This is a genomic window from Peribacillus sp. SRI_006, assembly GCF_057586375.1.
On record NZ_JBYCZT010000010.1, the window covers coordinates 124,460 to 148,694 of the forward strand.

Below are 24,235 nucleotides of genomic sequence, written 5' to 3' on the forward strand. Positions count from 1 at the left end.
CAAGAGTTAGATACTTTTAGGATAAACCGTTTGTGCTGTGAAGGAATTAATTATATATTAATCCTTGAGTACATTAATTCATGGATTAAAGTATGATGATAAGAAAAGCCCGGAGGAGACAATCATGAAAAATATCAATACAGAACAAGAATATCGTGAACAAATCAACCAAGAGGGACTGACGGTCGGGATTTTTACGACTACATGGTGCCCGGACTGCAAACGTTTAGACATGTTCATCGATGAGATCACTCAAGAACATCAAGACAAACAGTGGTTTACAATCGATCGTGACGAATTCCCTGAGATTTCCGAAGAGCAAACGGTAATGGGAATTCCATCACTTTTAGTATTTAAAAATGGGGAAAAGGTTGCGCACCTGCACAGTGCAAATGCTAAAACTCCAGAAGCGGTCAATGAATTTTTAAAAGACCTATAAAAGAAAAGGTGAACCCCATGGTGCTGTAATGAGGGGTTCATCTTTTTTTTTAGAAATTTTTTCTGGAAATGACTTGATTTCTAAGGTGAAACGGGTTTTAATTATAGATACCGAATATCCATTATGGATATATGACATCCACATACATGCTAAAAGAGGTGAAATGATTTGCAATTAACAAAAGGGGTCGAGCAAGCTATTTGCATCATCGTTATACTCTCTACCCAGGATAAAAATGTCCCGCTTTCGTCAAATGAGATCAGCAGGCGATTAGAGGTGTCTCCTTCTTATTTGAAAAAAATCATAAGGAAATTGGTCGTAAAGCAGTTAATCACTTCCGTTCCTGGTAATAACGGCGGCCTTACTCTTGCCAAAAGTGTAGATAAGATTAAAAACCTTGAAATTATTGAGGCGATGGAAGGTCCCATTTCGATGTTTCCGGATACAGGACTTATAGAAAAAGCGTTTAAAGATGGAGAGTATGCAGAGAAGGGAATGGACGTCCTTCGTCGGATGTTTTCTCGGGCGGATCAACTTTTAATAGAGTTCTTTTCCAGCCAAACAGTGGCGGATTTGCTTAAAGAAAGCTTTGGCACCACGGACATACCGACCCTTAATTGGAATACCGCGTCATTGAGTGATGTACTGCGTGAAAAGAAAGGTGAAAAGAAGTGAATATGCTTAAACAAGAATGGAAGCTTTTCCTTACGAATCGAAAATTGGTCGGTGTCGCAATCGTTTTACTGTTCGTCCCGATTATTTATGGGGGGTTATTCCTTAGTTCCGCTTGGAATCCATACGGAAAAACAGGCAAATTGCCCGTTGCAGTCGTGAATAAGGATGTAAAGGCCGAATATGAGGGGAAAACCTTAACAGTCGGTAATGAGCTAGTCGAGCAATTAAAGGACAATGATGATTTAGAATGGCATTTCGTAACGGAAAAAGCGGCGAAAAAAGGGTTCGATGATGGTACATATTATATGGTCGTCACCATTCCGGAGGACTTTTCAAAAAATGCTTCTACCGTAATGGATGATGAGCCTAAAAAAATGAATCTGACGTATGATGTGAATCCTGGACGCAGTTTCGTTTCTGAAACGGTCGGGAAACAGGCAACGAATAATATGAAAACGGAAATTGCCGAAAGTGTCACAAAAGAATATGCGGAAGCGATCTTCTCCCAACTGGATGAAATCGGTGAAGGATTCGGCGATGCGGCAGATGGGGCATCCAAGCTGGATGACGGTGCAAAAAAACTGCATGATGGAAACAAAGAAGTGACGGAAAATCTGAATAAGTTAGCTTCGAGCACATTAACTTTTAAAGATGGAGCGAATAAACTCCAAGTGGGCGTTGGCGAGTTTTTGGAAGGAGCCAACAAGCTTGAAAGTGGCGCGTCGGAATTGAATAAGGGTATTTCACAATATACCTCCGGTGTCGGTCAGTTGCAAAAGGGTGCGAACGAACTCGCATCAGGCACAGGGGAATTAACTAATAATAGTGAAGCACTTATAGAAGGTTCTTCCCAGCTTTCCACTGGGCTGGCCAAAGTGGTTCCAGGAGCGCAAACTTTGAATACTGGATTGGCACAAGCGCAAACAGGCAGTGCGAATTTGAATGATGGGTTGAATCAATTATCACAAAATGCAAGCCAGCTGACGGATCAATCGACAGGAATTCCAAAATTGGCAGCAGGTCAGCAGAGTTTAAATGATGGAATCAATAAACTGGCAGGAGGAAGCCAGGCGCTAAATGACGGGCTGAAAAAAATGGATGGTCAATTGCCCGGAGAAGAACAGCTGGATCAGCTTAAGCAAGGACTGACAAGCATTCAAAGCGGTGTAAATCAATTGCAAGAAGCGGTTCCAGCAGGAAGCAGCGCGTCCGGTACCGTATCCGGCATTACCGAAGACCTCAATAACAGTCAAGCGGCGTTAACGGAACTTCAATCAACGATTGCGAATAATGGTCAGAGCACGATCAGTGCCGTTCAAAACACGGAAGCCTTCAAAAGCATGACCAGTGAACAGCAATCAGAAGTAATCGGAGCCATTCAAAATGAACTTCAAAGCCAAGCGGAGGCACAAAAACGAATTGCATCGGCTCTTGCAGCAAGTGTATCAGACTTATCAACGCAATTAACGGATAAGGTAATGCCTGTATTGAATGGATTAGGGCAGCTTCCGGAACAAGTGGCCCATTTAAATAATGCAGTGAATAAAGTCAATCCAAACGCCGTTTCAGCGTTAAACGGATATACGTCAATAATGAACGCACTGGAAGAACAATTGATTCCTGGTGCGACCCAATTAAATGGCGGCTTGAATGAAGCTGTAGAAGGCAGCAATCAATTAACGGCGGCAACGCAAAGTTTAAATGAACGGACACCGGAATTAGTGAAGGGGATCAACCAGTTAGCACAAGGCGGTTCCTCGTTGAATAATGGCCTTTCAAAACTAACTGAGGGATCTGGTCAATTGGTTGATGGAGTTTCACAACTGCAAGCAGGTTCATCCTCCTTTGGGAGTGGTCTTGAGAAGTACGCATTTGGTGTTAGCCAAGTTGGAGAAGGGGCAAGCAAACTGGCTAATGGGGCCAATCAACTGGATGCCAACTCAGCGGCCTTGAACGAGGGCTCATCAGCACTTGTTAAAGGAACTGAACAATTGGCAGGCAATCTGCCTACTTTGAGCAATGGGGTCATCCAGCTTGCTGATGGCGCGGGTAAGATCAATGAAGGTTCATCAGCACTTGCTGAAGGTTCCGGTAAATTGGGTGAGGGAATCTCCTCACTTCAAGATGGAACGGTCGAGCTTTCGGAAAAACTCAGTGATGGTGCAAAAGAAATTAGTGAAAATAAAACAACCGATGATAATTACAGCATGATTGCTGAACCGACACAGGTCAAAGAACAAAAAAGCAGTGACGTGCCGAATTATGGTCATGCACTGGCTCCTTATGTCTTGTCTCTAGGGTTATTTGTTGGAGCCATTGCCTTCAATATGGGATTCCCGACAGGCTTGCCTTCTACTAGGCCAACATCAGGAGTGGCATGGTGGTTCAGTAAATTTACGGTCCTATTCATCCAAGCGACGCTTTCTGCATTAGTGTTGGATGCGATCATGATTTGGGGAATGGATTTACAGGTAGAGAACATGGGGCAATTCATTGGGGTTTCCATACTGACTTCCCTAACGTTCATGTTCATCGTTACCTTCTTGACCGTAGGATTTGGAAATCCAGGTCGTTTATTGGCGATGATATTCCTTGTATTACAGCTAGGTGCAAGCGGAGGAATGTTCCCTGTGGAACTGACAAATAACTTCTTCAGTCATGTTCACCCGTTCATTCCGATGACATACTCTGTCATGGGCTTCCGCCAGGCGATGAGTACGAGCCTTGGGGCGGATGCATTGACAGCAAGTATAGTGTTCCTTACTGGATGCATCATTGTCTTTAATCTGCTGCTATTGCTAACGATGGTCATCAAGAAGCGAAAAGCACATAATATTGAGATGAATGCATAAACAAAAACCCCCGGTGCAATGCGCCGGGGGTTTTTGTCATTATGTTGGTTCAGTCGTGTCCTTTTCTTTTTCGATGACTTTCAATCCATTTTCCCCTGAATTTTCAATCACATGTTTAAGGATGGATAATTTGTTATCCCAGAATTGATCGTAAAAAGAAAGCCACTGTTTCAATTCCGCTAAAGGTTCCGGCTGAAGCCGAAAGCGTTTCTCTCTTCCTACCTTCCGGCCACTGACCAATTCAGCTTCAGAAAGGATATGAAGATGCTTGGCAATTGCCGTACGGCTCATGGAAAAGTGAGAAGTGATTTCTGAAATGGGTAAATCCCCTTCAGCAAGCAATTGCAGGACCTTTCGGCGGGTTGGGTCGGCGATAGCCTGGAATACATCGTGTTTTTCTGATGCAGACACTTAGCCCTCAACAGCCTTTTTAAGACCTTGATTAACGATCTGTTCCCAGCCATGATTCATTCTATCGCGAATCACTGAGCTTTTTTCGTTCGGTTTCGTAAGAATCGTATCAGGCTCTTTCCAGCCGCCATGAATAAGGGTGAACTCCGTTTTGCCATCCACTTCTTTTAAAAGGAAGGAAATGAACCAACCGTCCGTATCCCAACTGAATGAAAGGCGATGAGGAGCATCTAACTCCGTTACCTTACAAGGAGATGGGCCGAAGGGTGATTGCACATGGAACTCATGTCCCACTTTCGGTTGAAAATCATTTGGCATGAACCATGAAGCTATGCCCTCTGCAGTGGAAACTGTATCCCAAACTTTTTGGATAGGTGCCTCAAGAATAACCGTCTTCTTGATATCCTGTAATGTATTTTCCATACTGATTCTCCTTTGTGAGTGAAAATATGAAACCAATTGGTTTTGCTTTGTTGATTATATAAAACCTTTTGGTTTCATGTCAATAATTTGTTTCAAGCGATTCCTTTTTATTCATTGCAGGAGGCTTAATTTCCCAACTCTTCGATTTGTTTTGCCAATCCCGTTATATTATCGATTGATTTCATTATCTCTGAATCTTCCAATGCCTTAGGATCAATTTGGCCCTTTTCAATATTATTCAGATATAATTCAATTCCATCTGACAGCTGTTGATTTGAGCTGACGATCTTCTCATGGATGCCTTCAGCGATTTGGGGTGGTTCAGTTGCATTGAATTCTTCAATCTCCGTTTTCATCAATTCCAGTTCTTTTTCAAGATTTGCTCTTGTTTCGGCATTCGTGATGGCGTCTTGTGACATGGCGGGAACCTCATTGGCAAAATCCTGAACGGTATTTACATACTCCGTCGCATCATCTGCATACTCCAATGATGAATTGACTTCTTCTAATGCTGAACATCCGCTTAATGTAAGGATGGACAGCAGAGCAATGGTCATTATCTTTTTCATATGTGCCTCCAATGTGATTTTTTTATAGTAAGGATCAGATGGGCAGAAATCTTTTTTTATAAATTGCTGCAATGGAATTGAGTATGAAGCTGGGAATCTTCTTCGGAAAAAACGACTTCGAATAGAATAGGTGAAAAGCACTTTTCAAGTCGTGCCACTGATTACAGGATTTCACTTGCTTAAACCTTGCAACGTCAATGATCTTCACCTTTTTTTCAGAAGTGATGAAGATGTTTCGTAAGTGGATATCCGAAGGGTTCAATCCCTCTTTCCTTGCCAATTGCAGCGCATGGTCTATCTCCGCAATGTTTTCTTCCGTTATCGGGATTCCCAATGTTAAACATTCAAAAAGAGTGTTGCCTTCAATGTGATCTATAACCAGGTAATTTACCCCCGCATCATATAGGGTTGGATAGTATTCGATGGATTGGACGGTTTTGTATATATCAGCTTCAACTTTAGCTGTGTGAGTATGATCCGGGAAAAAGACTTTTAGTGCTTTATTGGTGGAATGTATTCGGAAAACATATGCGCTTCGGCCTTTTCCGATCAGTGATAAAGATGGGTCGGCATCGAGCAATACATGCTTTTTATCATCGGAAATCTTAACGCTTTGAGCTAATTCGTTATAGTTCTGCATACTTTTCACCTCTATTGTGCAATTTTTCGAATCAAAAAAGACGGTATAACCGATTATTGGTTATACCGTCTTAAATTAAAAGACCTCACCAAATAATCGGCAAGGTCTTGCAAACAACTAAAATCAGTTGCCAATAAAGCCGAGGATTCAATCCTGTACTGACGACTTTATTGTATAGCTACTCCCCTTAACAGAAGGATTCTTATAAGTTATATACAGTAATTATATAGGTCATTGCCTCGATCCGTCAAATATAAGGATCGTGTGCCTACCCTTTATATATATTCGATTTAGGCAGAAAGATGCTCGTCTCATTAGCATTAATTTGAGCGGCAAGTAATTATATCAATATACTTAATAGTTATCATTTGCCTGTCGCATAAGTTTCGTTGCAAATGTTTCTATATAATTACTTAAATTTCTATTAGATTACCATTGTGTTACAATCACTTTTATCTCCCTATAGATCTAAAGGAATATGTTATATTTTAGACGAATAAGCATATTTACCTATATTACCATACTGATTTTAACCGATACTTAAATAAATGTTAAAAATATAATTCTTTAGTAGGGAGAATGGGATGAAGAAATTAATTATACCAACTTTCTGTTTTGCAGTGTTGTCCACAGTTGCTTTCGAAGAAAAAATATCTGCAGCTCCACTATATGCCGAACAGGCCAATATTGAGGACGTCATGTTTGTGCAGGTGAATTCCGGATCGCTCAATATGAGAAAAACCGGGGCGGAAGGTGCCAGCATAGTCGCAAAGCTGGCAAATGGCACACAGGTGACGGTGTATTCGGAATCCAAAGGCTGGGCGAAGATCAAGGCCAATGGAAAAGAAGGATATGTCAGTACCAAGTATTTATCGGCAACGAAGCCAGGGACTTTAACGAAAACAGCAATAACCATTAAAACGACAACTAAATATGTGAATGTGAGCACAGGTTCACTTAATATGCGAAAAAGCGGGAGTGATAGTGCCAGCATAGTCGCAAAGCTGACAAGGGGTATACAGGTGACGGTGTATTCGGAATCCAAAGGCTGGGCGAAGGTCAAGGCCAATGGAAAAGAAGGATATGTCAGTACCAAGTATCTATCGGCAACGAAGCCTGGAGCGGTAAAAAAGGCTGCGGCGACCGTTAAAACGACAGTGAAATATGTGAATGTGAACACAGGTTCACTTAATATGCGAAAAAGCGGGAGTGATAGTGCCAGCATAGTCGCAAAGCTGACAAGAGGCACACAGGTAACGGTATATTCGGAATCCAAAGGCTGGGCGAAAATCAAAGCCAATGGAAAGGATGGATATGTCAGCACGAAGTATCTATCGGCAACGAAGCCAGGAACAGTGACCAAAGCTGCGGCAACGGTTAAAACGACAACGAAATATGTGAATGTGAGCACGGGATCATTCAATATGCGAAAAAGTGGAAAAGCTACCGCAAGCATTGTCGCCATCCTTTCAAAAGGAACGAAAGTGACGGTGTACTCGGAATCCAATGGCTGGGCGAAAATCAAAGCCAATGGAAAGGACGGATATGTCAGCACGAAATATCTATCTGCTACAAAGCCGGGCTCGGGATCAACGGCAGTCACGCCTGAAAAAACGACGACGAAATATGTAAACGTGAGCTCTGGAACGCTCAATATGAGAAAAAGCGGATCGGAAAGCGCTAGCATAGTCGCAAAGCTGTCAAAAGGAACGAAAGTGACGGTGTATTCGGAATCCAAAGGCTGGGCGAAGATCAAAGCCAATGGAAAAGACGGCCATGTCAGTACCAAATATCTATCGACAACAAAACCAGGAACGGGATCAACGGCAGTCACGCCTGAAAAAACGACGACGAAATATGTAGACGTGAGCTCTGGAACGCTCAATATGAGAAAAAGCGGATCGGAAAGCGCCAGCATAGTCGCAAAGCTGTCAAAAGGAACGGAAGTGACGGTGTATTCGGAATCGAAAGGCTGGGCGAAAATCAAGGCAAATGGAAAAGACGGCCATGTCAGTACCAAATATCTATCGACAACAAAACCAGGAACGGGATCAACGGCAGTCACGCCTGAAAAAACGACGACGAAATATGTAAACGTAAGCTCTGGAACGCTCAATATGAGAAAAAGCGGGTCGGAAAGTGCGAGCATAGTCGCAAAGCTGTCAAAAGGAACGGAAGTGACGATCTATTCGGAATCCAAAGGCTGGGCGAAAATCAAGGCAAATGGGAAGGATGGGTATGTCAGTACTGACTACCTATCAACGGCAAAGCCTGGAACGGACTCCAAACCATCCATACCTGAAATAACGACAACCAAATATGTAAATGTCAGCTCGGGTTCACTGAATATGCGGAATAAGCCGTCGGATAGTGCTTCCGTCATTGTGAAATTGGCAAGGGGTGTAGAGGTAGAAGTCATCTCGGAATCAAATGGCTGGTCAAAAATTAAAGCGTATGGCGGAGAAGGTTATGTCAGTACGAAATATCTATCAGCAACGAAGCCAGGTTCTGTACCGGGACTGAATCCAGATGGAGAAGCAAACACATTAGTTAAATATGTAAATGTGAGTGATGGCTCGAGTCTGAATATGCGTTCAGCAGCATCGGCTTCCGCTTCCGCTTCAATTATAGCCAAGCTCGTAAATAATACGACCGTAACGGTGTATTCAGAGTCTAATGGCTGGTCAAGAGTCACGGCCAATGGAAAAACCGGATATGTCAGTACGCAATATTTAACGGCCAAAGCACCGGAAGGTCCGGGAAGCTCGAATGGATCGATAATCAGGATCGATAAAGAGTATAATCTTACGATGGAAAAGATGGTTGGAATTCAAATGGCCGTAAACGGTCAGACGGATAAGAAGTATAAAACCTACATACGCGAAGATGGATTAACTTTAATCAATTCAACAAAAGGTACCGTTAAAGGAACCGGATGGCGTGTCAGGGGCGGAGCTGGATCGAATTATTGGGCAGTCGGACCTGTAAGCAATTATCAATCATTGACCATTAAATCAAAAGTAAGGGGCTCTGACGGATATTATTGGTATGAGGTGGACTATAACAAGACTTGGGTAAATGCCAGTCCGGAAGATATAGAATATAATCTTAACCCAAATAATTTCGTGAATGATCCAGTCCATTCATTCCAATTCGTCAAGCTCTCCCAAGTCACCAACATGAACGTTTCTGAAGTGAATGATAGAATCCTTTCAGGCAAAGGGATACTACAAGGCAAAGCGGCAACCTTCACTGCGGCAGGGGAAAAATACGGGGTCAATGAAATCTACCTGATTTCACATGCTTTGCTGGAGACCGGGAATGGCACTTCTCCATTAGCGACTGGCGTAAAGGTGAACGGGAAAACGGTCTATAATATGTATGGAGTCGGGGCGTTTGACGGAACGGCGCTAAGCAGCGGCGCTCAATACGCCTATAATGCGGGCTGGTTCACTCCCGAAGCGGCCATCATAGGCGGTGCTGAATTCATCGCCAAAGGATATATCTCTGCTGGGCAGGACACGCTTTATAAAATGAGGTGGAATCCTACAGCTGCAGAGAAATATGGATATGCATCACACCAGTATGCAACTGATATTGGCTGGGCAACAAAACAAGTGAAACAGATTTATAATTTATATAGTTTATTAGATTCGTATAAATTGACGATTGAGGTTCCTAAGTATAAATAAGGAAATGGAAAAAAACACATGAGTCCGGCTCATGTGTTTTTTTGCTACTCAGTTTTATCCTTTTCCAGAATCCCCTTGACGACATCCTCGATCGTCACCGCTCCCAACGCCTTTTCCAAGGCAAGTTCAGCAACGGAAAAGATGGGTTCTATTGTATCTTGTATATTTCTTCCAACGGTGCATGCCGGATTAGGATTTTCATGAATTCCAAATAATTCTTTATCGGAGACAATGTTGACAGCGTGATAAACATTGAGCAAAGTGATATCAGACAATTCCTTGGCCAATGTCGCTCCTGCGATACCCGGCCGAACGTTCACTAAACCTGCATTCTTCAGCATGCCAGTGATTTTTCTGATTAAGGCTGGGTTGGTGTTTACACTTTTTGCAATAAAATCGGAAGTGTTAACGCCTTCTTTGTTTATTTCTAAAAGAGATAATATATGGATTCCTACGGAAAAGCGGGTACTGATGGACATCTCTTTTTTCTCTCCTTTAAAATCTCTATTCCTATATAGTATAAATTATTTAACATGTAATTCAAGTGGTTACAAGTTATAATGGTCTGCAAGAATAATATTTATCCATTAACCGTTTCCTTGTCAAGTCACGCCGTTGCTGCAAAGGCAAAAATAAAAGGTATGTGTAATTGACAAACAAGCATGGTGAAACTTATATTATAACGTGTAAATGAATCAGTTACAGGTGAAAGGTTACAGGAAAGGGGGAACTGAAACCGGCCGCCATGGCTGGATAAGGAATCGACATAACTACAAGTGATGGAGGTATATGATGGCTAATAAAAAAAAGGGTAATCAAAAACAATCTTCTGCATTCACGTTTTGGATCATCGGGTTAATCGCTGTAATCATTATTGGCTTTATATTTTTAGCAAATGGGAAAAAAGACGAAGATACAGCCGTTAATGAAATCGATTATAAATCACAACCATATTTGGGAGAAAAATCGGCTCCTGTCCAAGTAGTGGAATTTGGGGACTATAAATGTCCGGTCTGTAAGACATTCGAGAAGCAATTCTTCCCTTCTATAAAAAGTGAATTGATTGATACAGGAAAAGCGCAATTTTATTTCATGAATTATTCGTTCATTAACGTCGATTCAACCAGATCCGCTAAATTCGCGGAAAGTGTTTATCAGGAATTAGGCAATGAGACCTTTTGGGAATTTCATGAGCTTTTGTTCGATAAGCAGCCAGCTGACTTGAAATATGAAAAGGAAGATGTCTTTACGGACAAATTCTTAGAAGAAACATTGAAAGAAATCGCAAATGACAAAGATGTGAAAAAAGTCGTTACCTCGTTTAAAGCCAAAAAGTCCGAGGACCAATGGAACAAGGATATGGAGTTGGCCGACGAATTGGGCGTTACTGGAACACCTTCCTTATTTGTCAATGGCAAGAAGTTTGAAGGAAATACAATCGATGATTTAGTGAAAATGGTTGATGATGCAGCGAAGGAGAAATAGTGATGAACAAGCCTCTATTATTTTCTTGGATCCTGTCCATCATTGCCACTGCCGGAAGTCTCTACTTTAGTGAGGTTCTCCATTATGTACCCTGCACCTTTTGTTGGTACCAAAGGATCCTGATGTACCCGCTCGTCATCTTATTGGGCCGGGCCTTTTATGAACAGGACCTGAAAATCTATCGATACATCCTCCCATTATCGATTTTGGGCATGGCGGTGTCAGGGTATCACTATAGTCTGCAAAAAATTCCAGCACTACAGCATTTCGAAATGTGCCAAAGCGGTGTTCCCTGCTCAGGTGAGTATATAAATTGGCTAGGATTCATCACGATCCCGTTTTTGTCCTTCATCGCCTTTACGCTCATCACAATCTGCATGGCACTGCTAATGAAAAAGAAAATCAGCATGTAATGAAGCGCACCATTCTAAAAGGAATGGTGCGTTTTTATTTATATCGGATGAAAATATCGACGAAAATCAGGATATTTCATCAAAAATCGGACTATATCGACGAAAAACAGCAATATATCATCGAAACCTGGATTATATCCACGAAACTTCGGATATATCTCCGAAAATTGCAATATATCAGCGAAAATCGGACTATATCGACGAAAAACAGCAATATATCATCGAAACCTGGATTATATCCACGAAACTTCGGATATATCTCCGAAAATTGCAATATATCAGCGAAAATCGGAATATATCGACGAAAAATAGCAATAATTCATCGAAACCTGGATTATATCAGCGAAACTGCGTATATATCTCCGAAACATCTCTAAATAATAAAGTTGACAAATCGGTAACCTGTAACTTATATTATTACATGTAAGTAATTTAGTTACAATTAATTTTAAAAACAATATATAGGAGGAATGTAAAATGAAAATCGGTATTATTGGTGCGAGCGGAAAAGCTGGAAGTCTGATTTTAAAGGAAGCATTGACTAGGGGACATGAAGTTACGGCCATTGTCAGGGATGAATCTAGAGTCCAAATTCAAGGAGCTTCCGTATTGGAAAAAGACATATTCGATCTGAAAGCAGAGGATATTAAAGAATTCGATGTTGTAGTGAATGCATTTGGCGCTGCTCCGGGGAAAGAACATCTGCATGTGGACGCAGGAAAAATCTTGATTGAAGCAATGAAAGGCGCTCCACAAACGAAACTGATCGTTGTTGGCGGAGCTGGAAGCCTTTTTGTTGACGAAGCAAAAACGATTCGTGTCCTGGATACGCCTGAGTTTCCTAAAGAATACTTTGCAACAGCGTTTAATCAATCCAAGAACCTTGGAGATCTGCAAAACGCCACTGATATACAATGGACCTTCATCAGCCCTTCCGCCTTCTTTGATCCGCAAGGAAATAGAACAGGCAGGTATAAACTGGGTAAAGACAACCTTCTTGTAAACTCAAAGGGTGAAAGCTATGTAAGTTATGCCGATTTTGCCCTTGCAGTACTTGATGAAATTGAAAATCCGCAGCACATCAACCAGCGCTTTACCGTTGTTGCCGAAGCTGAATAATTTAGTGACGTCTCTCCTCTGGGGTGACGTCTTTTTTTTTTCGATAGTAACTTCTGAAATCGCCATACTCGCCAAGGAAGCCGGTCAAAGAAGCTGACGGTGGGCACCGATAGGGAAGAAGCCAAGCGGAAATTTGAAGCGGGTGAGATGATCAATAATTGATAAGTCTTTAGATCTATGAGCTGTAAGTAAGAAAATAAGGCCTTTTCCTTAAAATCGGGGAAAGGCCTTAAATATTTTGGTTGCGTTTACAAATGAAGGAATTTTTTCTGTTAATATATTTACAAAAAGAGAGTCTATGTTACTATAAAAAGGATGATTCAGAAAAAAATGGGTCGTTTTGTTGATTTATCCTAATATGAAGGAGTTACAAAGAATGAAAAAAGTTAAAAAGGCCATTATACCTGCAGCGGGATTGGGAACCAGATTCTTGCCCGCAACGAAGGCTATGCCTAAAGAAATGCTGCCAATAGTCGATAAACCAACTATACAATATATTATAGAAGAAGCCGTGAAAGCGGGAATTGAAGATATAATCATTGTCACAGGAAAGAATAAACGAGCGATAGAGGATCATTTTGATAATGCGTACGAACTAGAGAATAACTTAAGTGAAAAAGGGAAATTCGATTTATTGGAGAAGGTGCGATACCCATCCAATTTGGCTAATATCCATTACATTAGGCAAAAAGAACCGAGAGGCCTCGGACATGCTGTTTGGTGTGCACGTAACTTTATTGGTGATGAGCCATTTGCCGTCCTTTTAGGCGATGATATCGTGGAAAGCGATGTGCCCTCCCTGCGTCAATTGATCAACGAATATGATGCGACAGGTTCGTCCATCATTGGTGTGCAGCCGGTGAATGAGAACGAAACACATAGATATGGCATCATCGACCCGCTTACGCAAGATGGCAGGAGATACGAAGTGAACCGTTTCGTCGAAAAACCAAAACAAGGAACGGCACCATCCAACTTAGCCATAATGGGAAGATACATACTGACTCCGGAAATATTCGATTTCCTGGCCAAGCAGGAAACAGGGGCTGGCGGTGAAATCCAGTTAACGGATGCCATCCAAAAACTGAATGAAATCCAAAGTGTCTTCGCTTATGATTTTGAAGGGAAACGCTATGATGTCGGAGTTGTCGATGGCTTTGTGAAAACGACAATTGAATTTGCCCTGCAACGTCCCGATTTAAGAGACGACATTTTAAAAGTAATGGAAAATATCCTCGAAATGCACAAGGCAGTGGATAAGTGATCTTTTAAATTAATAGAGTAATTAGTTTAGAAAAAATCTCCAACTATTGATCATTCATAGTTGTTATTTTTGGTTACTGAAATGCAAACATAATTTTGAATGGTGAATATAAATCCATAAAAGGGGATGCCTATTTAGTGAATAAGAAGGTAATAAAAAGAAAAGTCGATTTCCTTAAACAGCCTATTGTTAATTTCCTATTAAAGGAAAATCATCAGCGTGTAAATAGATATGCAAAGTATTATGAGAAATTAAGCATTCAAAAAAACACCATTCTATATGAGAGCCGTGATGGAAACAGTATGACCGACAGTCCATACGCGATGTTTAAATATATGCTGGAAAATCAGGACTATCAAGATTTTGTGCACATTTGGTCCATCCAGGATTTCAGTGTCCTCTCAGGTGTAATGGCGAAGTATAAGGATATGCCGAATGTTCAATTTGTTCAACGTAATTCAAAGGAATATTTAAAGTGGTTGGCAACAAGTGAGTATTTAATCAATAATTCCACATTCCAGTCTTTCTTCATCCCTAAAAGCGATCAGATTTACATCAATACCTGGCATGGAACGCCCCTTAAGAATATGGGCTTTGATATACCCGGTAATCCTTCGGTCTCTCAAAACGTGGTCAGGAACTTCTTGAGTGCAGATTTCATTTTGAGCCCTAATGCCCATACTACCAACATATTTACACATAGCTATAAGTTAAATGGATTGTATAAAGGTGAAATAATAGAAGAAGGATATCCGAGGATCGATTTGACGCTGAATACGAATCCGGAGGAGTATAAGGATTATTTAAGGACCCTGGGTTTGAAAATCAGTGATGCTAAGGAAAATATTTTATATGCCCCGACTTGGAAGGGGACGAACCTGGCCAAGGTGGATAATGATCTTCTTCAAATCATTGCTGATATTCATTATTTACAAAATCAAATCGGTGAACAATATAACTTATTAATTAAGGTGCATCCATTTCTATATAAAGAAGCGGCCAAGCATTCGGAAATCAAGGATCGGCTAATACCAGACCATGTGGATACAAATGAATTGCTTGCTGCAGTCGATTTGCTTATCACGGATTATTCCAGCATTTTCTTTGATTACCTTGTTACCGATAAGCCCATTCTATTTTACACTTGGGATACGGACGTTTATGCAGAGCAAAGGGGACAATATCTCCAAAATGACGAACTTCCGGGACCCATGCTTTTTAACTCAAAAGAATTGGCGCTAGCCATTAAAGATATTAAAGATGTGAAATTGAGATATTCCGATAAATATAAAAAAATGCAGGAAAAGTTCACGAACCATGAAGATGGAAAAGTAACAGAGAGAATAGTCAAAAATATATTCAATAAGTCTACGAAACAACTAAACACAATTACCGGGCTGGATTCCGCAAAGGAAAAAATATTAATTTATCCGGGCGGTTTGAGGGATAACGGGATTACATCCTCTTTCCTTAACTTAATGAATAATATTGATTATGATAAATATGATGTCAGCTGTTTTACGGGCACTCCTCACTCATACGAGGTTTTGAAAAATATGGGCAAGGTTAATAAGAATGTGCGTTTTCTATTCAAACCTGGCTTGCCTGTTTATAACATATTGGAAGTCTATAAAGATAAATTCATCCATAACAGAGGGGAAAGAGGTTTCTTAGGGAAGAAGCTTTACCCGGAAAATGCCTATATTAGAGAGCATGCACGTTTATTCGGCAAAACAAAGTTTGATTTTGTTATCGATTTTAGCGGTTATAGCCATTATTGGGCTAAATATCTGCTTGCGGCGGATGCAAAAAAGAAAGTTTGTTATATGCATAATGATTTGCTTTCTGATAGTGAACGCATCATTAACGGAAAAAGACCGCACCGGATTAATCTAAGGGGGATTTTTTCGGTATACAATCGATTCGATAAACTGGTAAGCGTGTCTGAGGGAACGATGGAATTAAACCGAAAGAATCTATTGGAGTATGCAGACTTCGATAAATTTGATTATGTAATGAATTCCATCAACCCGGATAAAATCCTTCAAATCGAGTCAAATGAGCCTGAAGGTAGCGAAAATGATGAAAAGGCGATGATCACAGAAAACTTCAAAGCGAGGGCGATATTAAAGGATGTCAAGGATCATCCTGTTTGGAATACCCTTCCGGGAATTTCGAATGCCGCTCAATTTACATTGAAAGAACGATTTGAAGGTGCTGAAATCGTGATTTCGAGGAAAACCCATGCTGATCAAAAGACTTTTTATAAATTCAGTCATGACAATCAAATAATAGGCTGGATTAGTGAAGAAGCTGTGGAGCTTCTGCCAGACAGCATCATTTATGAAAAAGAAGTGGATAAAATAGCTAGGTTAGTAAGACCTCGATCGAACTATATTTGGTCCTTGCCGTATAAAGTTGAAGGAACGTACAAAGTTTCCGGCAGTAATGATTTTAAAGGGATCATTGTAAAAGTCGATAGGGAAGCAAAAACCCAGCATTCGATTTATAGCAGAATATCAGTAAAAGACAAGATCATAGGCTGGATAGATAATTCGGCTTTATCCGTGCTTGAACATTGTACAATCAATGAAGACATGAGCTATAATGACAAGCTGCAAATCATGATGAAAAGAAAATATATAATATCGAGAAACTATAAAAACAATAAAAAGTTCATCGATAAGATCGAGAATAGAACGCTGAAGGAAATAAACACCGGTAATCAGAAGTACGGTAAAATAACCAACCCGGAAGATCATACAATCTGGACGAAGGCATATCCGAACTACAAGGCTAAAAGAGTGAGCAAGGCAATCGATTTTGAAGGGCAAATCGTCAGAATCATCAAGTATAATAGAACCAACAAAGGCGGCTATTACCTTTTCGAGATAGACAATAAGATAATAGGCTGGCTAAATACTGGAGCATTTGAAATGATAGAAGAGCCAATGGTGTTAAAGGAACGGGAAGTGCGCGGCACTGCCGAAATTAAATTAGGCGATTATCATATATGGGATAAGCCTTATGGGTTGCAAGATGCCATGGTCTTGGAAAATGGGCCAACCTTTAATGGCCGGATCGTTGAATTCGATAAAGAAGCGGTTACTCAACTTGGTACGTATGCCCATATATCATTGGATGGGGTATCTATAGGCTGGATCGATAAACAGGCGTTAATCGTACAAGAGGTCCATGGGTTGGAAGTGAATGATCAATTCGTTCCATATCCTGATAAAAATGATTTTAACTTTGTCAATATGGGAAGGTTATCCCCTGAAAAAGGGCAAGATAATTTGATTCGTGCATTCGCAGGCTTTCATGGGAAACACAAAAATAGTAAACTGTATATTTTAGGACAAGGACCTTTAAAGGAAGATTTGCAGGCAATCATTGATGAGCTGGACTTAAATCATTCCATTCATCTTTTGGGTCAGCTTGAAAATCCATTTTCGTTCATGGAAAAATGTGACTGCTTCGTTCTTTCCTCACATTATGAAGGCCAGCCTATGGTATTATTGGAGGCAATGACCTTAGGAATGAAAATCATGGCTACTGATATAGTGGCTAACCGGACCGTTTTGGAAAACGGTAAATATGGTTTGCTTGTCGAAAATAGCATAGATGGACTGGAAAAGGGCTTATCTACCATGGTTAGTGATGATAATCCTGAACTAGCGAAGTTTGATTACACCCAATATAATGGATTGGCCATGGAAACCTTCAATAAATGCTTATAAAACGAGGGAGGTCCTTATAATTAGACCTCCCACTCATGACATATGCGAGATTTAAAGATTCATTCAAGCTTAAAGTAAAAGGGGTAATACTATATGATTTTGGTCGTTGGCGGTGCAGGATATATTGGAAGCCATCTTGTAAAAGAGTTAGTGAAAACTGAAGAGGTTGTCATTCTGGATAATCTCTCAACTGGATTTCGTTCGCTGGTTGATTCGAGGGCCACCTTGGTGGAAGGGAATTTAGGGGACGAAGCGGTCTTGAATGAAATTTTCCTTAAGTATCCGATTAAAGCGGTCATGCACTTTGCCGCTAATAGCTTGGTCGGGGAGTCTGTTCAAGATCCTTATAAATACTATCATAATAATGTAGGTGCAACTCTTACATTATTGAATACCATGCTTAAGCATGATGTTAAGAATTTCATTTTTTCATCAACGGCAGCTACGTATGGGATACCAAATGTGGATATGATTGATGAAGGTCAGCCAACGAATCCGATTAATCCATATGGCCGCTCTAAATTGATGGTGGAACAGATCTTAGGGGACTTTGCAAAGGCATATGGACTTCATTATGTCGTCTTGCGTTACTTCAATGCGGCCGGAGCACATGCGTCAGCAGAAATCGGTGAAAGCCATGATCCGGAAACACACCTGATTCCAATCATTTTACAGCATTTATTAGGTCAACGTGAGAAGATTTCCGTGTTTGGTACGGACTATGACACAGAAGATGGCACATGCATTCGTGATTATATCCATGTAACGGATCTAGCCCAAGCTCATATAATCGCGCTTCAAGCCCTATTAACCGGGAAGAAGGATACGGCCATCTACAACCTTGGGAATGGAAAAGGATTTTCGGTTAAGGATGTAATCGACACTTGCGAAAAAGTCACAGGAGTTAAACCGACAGTTGAGTATGCAGACCGTCGCCCTGGAGATCCAGCCCGCCTGGTTGCTTCGGCCGACAAGATATATGAAGAACTCGGTTGGAAGGCATCGATAAATTTGGAAGAAATCATTGAAAGTGCGTGGAAATGGCATAAATCTCAAATGAATTAATGGTCCCTTAGGGCTCGGTAGTCATTTCAGACTGTAGACAAACTCGAAGAAAAAAACGAGTTTGCCTGCAGTTTTTTTATTTGAAGAATGTTCCAGCTGTTTTCAGAAATCCATTGAGGTTTTTTTTATATAAAACAGCAAAAAACATGTAGTATAACCAAGTTTTATTTTAAAATCTGGTGATAATTCCCACCGATTTCTTTAAAATCTTGCTGTTAGTTCAGCTAGATATAAATTTTTTTAATTTGAAACCATACTGATTGGGAAAAGGAATATTATATTAACATTCTACAGATATTCCACAATAACTAACCAAGATTATGGAAAATTTTGTAATAAGATACCATATAAGTTAGTTAAAAAACAAGACCAAATTAGATTGGTCTTGTTTTTTTCTTTTTTTTTAGCAGTGAATGTAAATGTCTCTTGTGAAACATGTCCAATATTTAAATTAAAACTATTTATAAATTTAACATTTATTTGTATATTTTTTGATAAAAAAGACCTACTAACAAATATTCTTCCATGTTATTGTAAATGAAGTAAATATATAGTAGAGGAGAAATAATATGGAGAAAATAGAAAAAAACATCTAAGGGGATGCTTGTTAAAAGAATATCTGCTTTAACTGTCGCTATACTAATAATTAGTTCATTTTCTAACCTTGCTTCAAGTGAAGCAGAGGAAAATACTGAAATAGTACAAAAGGAGATTACTAGTGTAGCCGTACTAGAAGATTTAACAACTACTAATATTACTAATCTGGATGAGGTAAAAGTAACAAAGGAGATCGCTGAATTAGCTGAAGAAATTGAATTAAATGAAGGATTATTGTCTGATGATTTTGACTTTGAAGAAGCTGCAGTGAACCTTCCTTCGATTCAAGAAATGACTAATGAGGAAAAAGCAGTGTTTAATCAAATAGTAGATGAGCAAGTCAATCTAATGGGGCTTGAAAGTAAACAAGATAAAAAAGTGGTAGGCGATTTATTAACCAATTTTTTTGATGAAGAATCCGAGACTTATAATGATTTTGAAGCACTATTAGAAGAAACGGAGAAAGTAGAAGAAGTACTTGTAACAACTAAAACTGAAGATATAGGTAATACAACCTTTATTAAAGAAGAATACACTGTATCTAATGTATTAGAAATTTTAAGTGTACAAGAAGCAAGTGCTATTTCTCTTAAAGGAAAAGTAAGAGTTACAAATAGAGTAGCTGGGGCTGCATTTAATGTAGTTCTTGGGCTTGTTGTTGGTGGTGGACTTGGTGCTATAACAGCATATATCAAACAAAAAGGGAAAAATGCTGCTAGTCAAATGTTTGGTAGAACACTTAAAACAAAACTAACTCAATGGGGAGCTCCTAAATTAGCTATTGCAGTTACAGGGGTTACACTTTACGCTGTAGCTTATCTTGATCCAGGTAACGCAATAGCTAAGAGGCTTGACAAGTTAGATAAAAAACCAAACAATGGCTATGTAGACATGTACTAATTGAATTCCTTAAAGGAGATATTTAAATGAAAGTTGTATTTAAATACTTAATATTAATTATATGGTTAAGCATATTCATCTACTATTTTACTGAGTATATGCCACATAATGTTTATTTATATTTGTTAATCATACCAGTTTTTATAATAAGTCACACAATAGTTAATAAAATATTCGCTACCAGTAAACGGCCAAAAATATAAGACTATAATTACGTGTGTCGCTAAGCCTTGAGCGACAAATAAAAAAAGGGGAGATCAAAAAGAAGAGATCGCAATCCTTGCCTGCGATTCATAATATGTGGGATTGCAAGTGAGATTCTACTTGTCCGTAAAAAAAGTGGTGGAAGTTTAATCCCAAAACTTCCGCAACTTTTTTATTTTCTTCTTTGTCTTCCTATTTCCAATGTTTTTTCTTTTAATTTCTTACTCTATACGGCAGTTTTCATTCTAAGCTTGAAGAGCTTTCCGGATTGATTTTTTCAGGGCTTTTACAAAATTCTGACGTGTTTCTTCGGTTAATTCCAATAGGGAAAGGTACGGATTTAAATCTTCCAGCTCTACTAATAAAAGTTCACCTTGCTCATTCCGACAGGCATCTACTCGTTGGATGCCCCAATCAAGATTGTTCCAATCAATAAATCGTTTAGCAAAAGCCAGGTCTGCTTCAGTAGGGACATATTCTTTTAATTCCCATCTTTTCTCTTTATCAGGCGCATAAAGGGCGTATTGAAATTCCTTATCGATAAAATAAAAAGAGACTTCATACTCAAAGTTGATAAATGGCTGTACCAATGTGTTCTTTGATTTTGCATCCATTTTATCTCCCAATTCTTCTTTCGCGGCAAATTCCAAACCGATGGAATCCGCGCCATCTTTAGGCTTCACTATATACGTTTCCACATTGGGAAGTTTATGTAAAGATTCAAGTGTATCGATGGTCGGAATGACAGGGAATTGGGCATTCGTCAGTTCAATTAAGTATTCCTTCCCGTTCATATCAGCCTTTCCAACAAATGAGTTGTATGTTTTCAAATGGCCAGCAGCCACTCTATTACGGAATGCTAGATATTTGTCTTTAAAATTGGCTACTGGACCGGCATTTCGAAAGACGATCAAGTCAAAATCCTTTTCAAACGTTTCAATGTCTTCAGGATGGCAAAGCACTAACTGAAAATCCTCCCTAAGCTTCGAGGTAAGAAACAAATCCTCCTCATAATAATTTCTTCCTTTTGCCTCATAGTATAAATCCGTTACGAATAATAGTGTCTGCATGACTCCTGCACCCGCTTTCCCGATATTTTCATTGATTGGTTTACATACAAAAAATCCCGTCTCATTAAGAGACGAGATTTGAACTCGCGGCACCACTCTTGTTTAATAATTAAACACACATCCCATTTAACGGGGGGAAACCGGTAAAGCTTACTGAAGCTTCGGCTTTACTTCTCGGGGATGATATTCGGTCAGATTCTGGACACTGGCTTTCAGCAAAGCACCAGCTCTCTTTGGAACAGAACGATGACGTACTCCTTCCCTTCATGGAATTTTACATTTGATGAATTTGAGTAATTGTATAATAGTCAGAAAATAAAATCAATGGTTGTTTCACTTACTATAGGACGAAAAGGGAATATGGATAGAGATATAGAATTACTATTCAAGTGAAGCACCATCATTTAATAGGAGATGTTAGATTTGAAAACGGTAAGGGTTTTTCATTACGATGCGTTCAGCAGTAAACCGAATAAAGGAAATCCGGCAGGTGTGGTTTTAGATCCGGATGGACTGACCGAAAAGGAAATGCAGGATATAGCGATGAAGGTGGGGTTCAATGAAACCTCTTTTCCGATGGAATCCGATATTGCCGATCTTAGGATCCGTTATTTTACACCGGGACACGAAATGAATCTTTGCGGACACGCGACAATGGCTACCATCCATGCACTGAAGACCAGGGGATTATTGGATAAAGATGAGCTGATGATTGAAACAGGAGCGGGAATATTGCCAATCAAGATCCATACGACGGCGGGGCCTGATATATATATTACGATGAAACAGGCCGCGCCGCAGTTTGAAGCGTTTAACGGAGATAAAGCTGGCTTAGCCAGTTCTCTCGGCCTTGATATAGAAGATCTGGAAAGTGAATTACCTATTGTTTATGGAAGTACAGGTTTATGGACTTTACTGGTTCCGGTAAAGGAAAGAAGTTCATTTAAAAGGATGAAGGCAAACAATAGCCTGTTTCCGCAATTATTAAAGGAAATGCCAAGAGCTTCCGTTCATCCCTTTTGCCTGGAAACGTACGATAATGATGCCCATATGCATGCCCGGCATTTTTCCTCGCCCTTTTCAGGTACGCTTGAAGACCCGGTTACAGGAACGGCTTCAGGTGTAATGGGCGCTTATTATGCAAAATACATAAAGGGTGATCTTGAAGATGAGGTGCATCTGTTAATCGAACAGGGACATGAAATCGGAAAGGATGGCAGAGTTCACGTTACAGCTACCAAGAACGATGGCACATACGATATTGAAATCACCGGGAATGCTGTCTACGTTAAAGAATTTGAAGTGGAAGTCTAAAGACATAATGTGATACAAGCCTGAAAAAGTATATTGAAAAAAAACTGTGCCAAGACGTTACGTGTCTTAGCACAGGCATCGTGTAAATCAGAAACACGGGGTGGAAGCGACAATCGCTGTCCTTTAGATGAGGGTCACGCCGCTAAGATCAACCTTTGCTCCATGTAAAAAGTTGTAAGTGAGTTTATCCATCGAAGCTCCTGTAAAGTCGATTTTCTTTAAATCGGACATCCGAAATTGAACATTGATGAGGGTGGCATCACGAAATGATGCCTTTCTCAATGAAGAGCCTTCGAAAATGGTTTGTTTGAAAGTTTCCCCATCGAATATAAGACCAGATAAATTACAGCTTTTAAAATGGGTTTTATTATAAATGCTGTTCTTGAAAGTTACGCCTTTTAAATTTGCACTTTTAAATAAGGTGCCAGTTAAATTGGCGTTTTCAAAGATGCAATGATCTAAGTTACTGCTTTTAAATGTGCTGTTCGTCAGGTCGGAATGGCTGAAGTCAGAACGGCTTAAATCGCAGAAATTAAACTTCCCATCATGGACCGAAACCGAGCGGAAGTCGGAATCCAATAAGCGTTGCCTGGAATAGTCCATGTTTATCGCCTGCTCAAGCACATTGTATTGCAGATTGAGTGATTCCATGAGCTCTGATACCTCCCCAATCGAATCCACAGTCAGTTTATACGCTTCCTGCTCGCTGGCACCATTTCTTCTATGGTCATTGTATTTTTCCAGTAAGTTTTGCAGCAGTTCTTCTTCCAATTCCGTTGCTGTTTTTGCACTTTTGTACGGAGCAAAAATGCTATGAACATGTGCATTCAGTTTTTCAATCACCTTTCATCTTCCCTTCTTAGAGAAGGCGCTCAAGTATTCGCTTGGCCTGCTCCCAGTCATTTTTATTTTGGATATATGTGTTTTCCCCGATTGGGGTGATTTTGTAATATTTCCTTCTTCCGCCTTGTGTGGCATCTCCCCAATAAGAGATGATGCATCCATCCTTTTCCAGTCGTTTTAGGCTGGAGTACATCGTCGCTTCCTTAATTTCATATTGCTCGTTGGAATTCGTATATATCAGTTTGCTGATTTCATAACCATATTTATCGCCACTTTGCAGGAGTTTCAAAATCATCGTATCTACATGTCCGCGAAGCAAGTCAGAGGATAGTTGTCGTTGAACCAAATCCTCACCTCCTTTGGTATATCTTATAGTATATTACTATGACAGTCAAGGTAGTTTGGTTACTATGGATCATACAGATTTGGAGGGTTTATGAAAAGAAACATGCCAATTTTCGTGAATCACTGCATCGCATACTTTTTAATTGTACTAATTTTCCAGAGATATTATCCGCTT

The 24,235-nt window shown here is 40.0% G+C and carries 20 protein-coding genes and 1 other annotated feature; of the genes, 12 read left to right on the top strand and 8 right to left on the bottom strand.

Annotation, left to right across the window (positions count from 1 at the left end; genetic code table 11):
- Positions 1-76: 76 nt before the first annotated feature.
- The 3 genes from AC2YHV_RS16045 to AC2YHV_RS16055 all read left to right on the top strand — a co-directional run bounded on the left by AC2YHV_RS16045 (position 77) and on the right by AC2YHV_RS16055 (position 3,966).
- Positions 77-439, top strand: coding sequence for a thioredoxin family protein (locus tag AC2YHV_RS16045; RefSeq protein ID WP_371748549.1), 363 nt, complete (start codon positions 77-79; stop codon positions 437-439).
- 168 nt (positions 440-607) lie between these two features.
- The gene (locus AC2YHV_RS16050) at positions 608-1,114 is read left to right on the top strand and encodes an Rrf2 family transcriptional regulator (protein WP_063574903.1); all 507 of its coding nucleotides are present in this window, start codon (positions 608-610) and stop codon (positions 1,112-1,114) included.
- 2 nt (positions 1,115-1,116) lie between these two features.
- Entirely contained in the window at positions 1,117-3,966 is a 2,850-nt protein-coding gene (locus AC2YHV_RS16055; protein WP_487373652.1) for a YhgE/Pip family protein, read from the top strand.
- Between the two features lie 39 nt (positions 3,967-4,005).
- Here the strand turns inward: AC2YHV_RS16055 and AC2YHV_RS16060 are convergent, their stop codons facing one another.
- From AC2YHV_RS16060 to AC2YHV_RS16075, 4 genes are all read right to left on the bottom strand, one after another.
- Entirely contained in the window at positions 4,006-4,377 is a 372-nt protein-coding gene (locus tag AC2YHV_RS16060; protein WP_098864694.1) for an ArsR/SmtB family transcription factor, read from the bottom strand.
- Positions 4,378-4,806 (bottom strand): SRPBCC family protein, encoded by a 429-nt coding sequence (locus AC2YHV_RS16065; protein WP_095391274.1) that lies wholly within the window; start codon positions 4,804-4,806, stop codon positions 4,378-4,380.
- Positions 4,807-4,925: 119 nt separating this feature from the next.
- On the bottom strand, positions 4,926-5,369 hold the full coding sequence (locus tag AC2YHV_RS16070; RefSeq protein ID WP_054399099.1) for a DUF6376 family protein: 444 nt from the start codon (positions 5,367-5,369) through the stop codon (positions 4,926-4,928).
- Positions 5,370-5,403: 34 nt separating this feature from the next.
- Complete coding sequence (locus AC2YHV_RS16075) at positions 5,404-6,009, bottom strand: protein kinase family protein (protein WP_063574906.1); 606 nt, start codon at positions 6,007-6,009, stop codon at positions 5,404-5,406.
- A 584-nt stretch (positions 6,010-6,593) separates the two neighbouring features.
- Here AC2YHV_RS16075 and AC2YHV_RS16080 point away from each other — a divergent pair.
- Entirely contained in the window at positions 6,594-9,701 is a 3,108-nt protein-coding gene (locus tag AC2YHV_RS16080) for an SH3 domain-containing protein (protein ID WP_487373589.1), read from the top strand.
- Between the two features lie 44 nt (positions 9,702-9,745).
- Here the strand turns inward: AC2YHV_RS16080 and AC2YHV_RS16085 are convergent, their stop codons facing one another.
- On the bottom strand, positions 9,746-10,180 hold the full coding sequence (locus tag AC2YHV_RS16085) for an Rrf2 family transcriptional regulator (RefSeq protein ID WP_487373590.1): 435 nt from the start codon (positions 10,178-10,180) through the stop codon (positions 9,746-9,748).
- Positions 10,181-10,493: 313 nt separating this feature from the next.
- On the opposite strand from AC2YHV_RS16085, the gene AC2YHV_RS16090 reads away from it, so the two are divergent.
- The 7 genes from AC2YHV_RS16090 to AC2YHV_RS16120 all read left to right on the top strand — a co-directional run bounded on the left by AC2YHV_RS16090 (position 10,494) and on the right by AC2YHV_RS16120 (position 20,284).
- Complete coding sequence (locus tag AC2YHV_RS16090) at positions 10,494-11,186, top strand: DsbA family protein (protein WP_487373591.1); 693 nt, start codon at positions 10,494-10,496, stop codon at positions 11,184-11,186.
- Between the two features lie 2 nt (positions 11,187-11,188).
- Positions 11,189-11,599, top strand: a complete 411-nt coding sequence (locus tag AC2YHV_RS16095) for a disulfide oxidoreductase (RefSeq protein ID WP_063574908.1) — start codon at positions 11,189-11,191, stop codon at positions 11,597-11,599.
- 477 nt (positions 11,600-12,076) lie between these two features.
- Positions 12,077-12,718, top strand: a complete 642-nt coding sequence (locus AC2YHV_RS16100; RefSeq protein WP_487373592.1) for an NAD(P)-dependent oxidoreductase — start codon at positions 12,077-12,079, stop codon at positions 12,716-12,718.
- A gap of 376 nt (positions 12,719-13,094) precedes the next feature.
- On the top strand, positions 13,095-13,982 hold the full coding sequence (gene galU / locus AC2YHV_RS16105; protein WP_098864690.1) for a UTP--glucose-1-phosphate uridylyltransferase GalU: 888 nt from the start codon (positions 13,095-13,097) through the stop codon (positions 13,980-13,982).
- Positions 13,983-14,119: 137 nt separating this feature from the next.
- Positions 14,120-17,722 (top strand): CDP-glycerol glycerophosphotransferase family protein, encoded by a 3,603-nt coding sequence (locus tag AC2YHV_RS16110; protein WP_487373593.1) that lies wholly within the window; start codon positions 14,120-14,122, stop codon positions 17,720-17,722.
- 93 nt (positions 17,723-17,815) lie between these two features.
- Positions 17,816-18,787 carry a UDP-glucose 4-epimerase GalE gene (gene galE, locus AC2YHV_RS16115; RefSeq protein ID WP_487373594.1) on the top strand — a complete coding sequence of 324 codons (972 nt, stop codon included), beginning with the start codon at positions 17,816-17,818 and terminating at the stop codon, positions 18,785-18,787.
- A gap of 600 nt (positions 18,788-19,387) precedes the next feature.
- Positions 19,388-20,284 (top strand): hypothetical protein, encoded by an 897-nt coding sequence (locus AC2YHV_RS16120; protein ID WP_487373595.1) that lies wholly within the window; start codon positions 19,388-19,390, stop codon positions 20,282-20,284.
- Between the two features lie 449 nt (positions 20,285-20,733).
- Here the strand turns inward: AC2YHV_RS16120 and AC2YHV_RS16125 are convergent, their stop codons facing one another.
- Positions 20,734-21,558, bottom strand: coding sequence for an ATP-grasp domain-containing protein (locus AC2YHV_RS16125; RefSeq protein WP_106027644.1), 825 nt, complete (start codon positions 21,556-21,558; stop codon positions 20,734-20,736).
- A 64-nt stretch (positions 21,559-21,622) separates the two neighbouring features.
- Positions 21,623-21,835: a binding site (T-box leader), on the bottom strand.
- A gap of 146 nt (positions 21,836-21,981) precedes the next feature.
- Between AC2YHV_RS16125 and AC2YHV_RS16130 the strand changes: the two genes are divergently transcribed.
- Complete coding sequence (locus tag AC2YHV_RS16130; RefSeq protein ID WP_487373596.1) at positions 21,982-22,872, top strand: PhzF family phenazine biosynthesis protein; 891 nt, start codon at positions 21,982-21,984, stop codon at positions 22,870-22,872.
- A 123-nt stretch (positions 22,873-22,995) separates the two neighbouring features.
- On the opposite strand, the gene AC2YHV_RS16135 is transcribed toward AC2YHV_RS16130, so the two are convergent.
- Both AC2YHV_RS16135 and AC2YHV_RS16140 read right to left on the bottom strand, forming a co-directional pair.
- Positions 22,996-23,715 carry a pentapeptide repeat-containing protein gene (locus AC2YHV_RS16135; RefSeq protein ID WP_057279108.1) on the bottom strand — a complete coding sequence of 240 codons (720 nt, stop codon included), beginning with the start codon at positions 23,713-23,715 and terminating at the stop codon, positions 22,996-22,998.
- A gap of 16 nt (positions 23,716-23,731) precedes the next feature.
- Positions 23,732-24,010: a PadR family transcriptional regulator gene (locus AC2YHV_RS16140; protein WP_222620182.1), complete on the bottom strand. Its 279-nt coding sequence runs from the start codon at positions 24,008-24,010 to the stop codon at positions 23,732-23,734.
- Between the last annotated feature and the right edge of the window lie 225 nt (positions 24,011-24,235).

Excerpts from the sequence above, each read along its gene's own strand:
- AC2YHV_RS16055 (WP_487373652.1), top strand. The coding sequence starts at position 1,117 with ATGCTTAAACAAGAATGGAAGCTTTTCCTTACGAATCGAAAATTGGTC.
- AC2YHV_RS16070 (WP_054399099.1), bottom strand. The coding sequence starts at position 5,369 with ATGAAAAAGATAATGACCATTGCTCTGCTGTCCATCCTTACATTAAGC.
- AC2YHV_RS16075 (WP_063574906.1), bottom strand. The coding sequence starts at position 6,009 with ATGCAGAACTATAACGAATTAGCTCAAAGCGTTAAGATTTCCGATGAT.
- AC2YHV_RS16080 (WP_487373589.1), top strand. The coding sequence starts at position 6,594 with ATGAAGAAATTAATTATACCAACTTTCTGTTTTGCAGTGTTGTCCACA.
- AC2YHV_RS16085 (WP_487373590.1), bottom strand. The coding sequence starts at position 10,180 with ATGTCCATCAGTACCCGCTTTTCCGTAGGAATCCATATATTATCTCTT.
- AC2YHV_RS16090 (WP_487373591.1), top strand. The coding sequence starts at position 10,494 with ATGGCTAATAAAAAAAAGGGTAATCAAAAACAATCTTCTGCATTCACG.
- AC2YHV_RS16095 (WP_063574908.1), top strand. The coding sequence starts at position 11,189 with ATGAACAAGCCTCTATTATTTTCTTGGATCCTGTCCATCATTGCCACT.
- AC2YHV_RS16100 (WP_487373592.1), top strand. The coding sequence starts at position 12,077 with ATGAAAATCGGTATTATTGGTGCGAGCGGAAAAGCTGGAAGTCTGATT.
- galU (WP_098864690.1), top strand. The coding sequence starts at position 13,095 with ATGAAAAAAGTTAAAAAGGCCATTATACCTGCAGCGGGATTGGGAACC.
- galE (WP_487373594.1), top strand. The coding sequence starts at position 17,816 with ATGATTTTGGTCGTTGGCGGTGCAGGATATATTGGAAGCCATCTTGTA.
- AC2YHV_RS16120 (WP_487373595.1), top strand. The coding sequence starts at position 19,388 with ATGCTTGTTAAAAGAATATCTGCTTTAACTGTCGCTATACTAATAATT.
- AC2YHV_RS16125 (WP_106027644.1), bottom strand. The coding sequence starts at position 21,558 with ATGCAGACACTATTATTCGTAACGGATTTATACTATGAGGCAAAAGGA.
- AC2YHV_RS16140 (WP_222620182.1), bottom strand. The coding sequence starts at position 24,010 with ATGATTTTGAAACTCCTGCAAAGTGGCGATAAATATGGTTATGAAATC.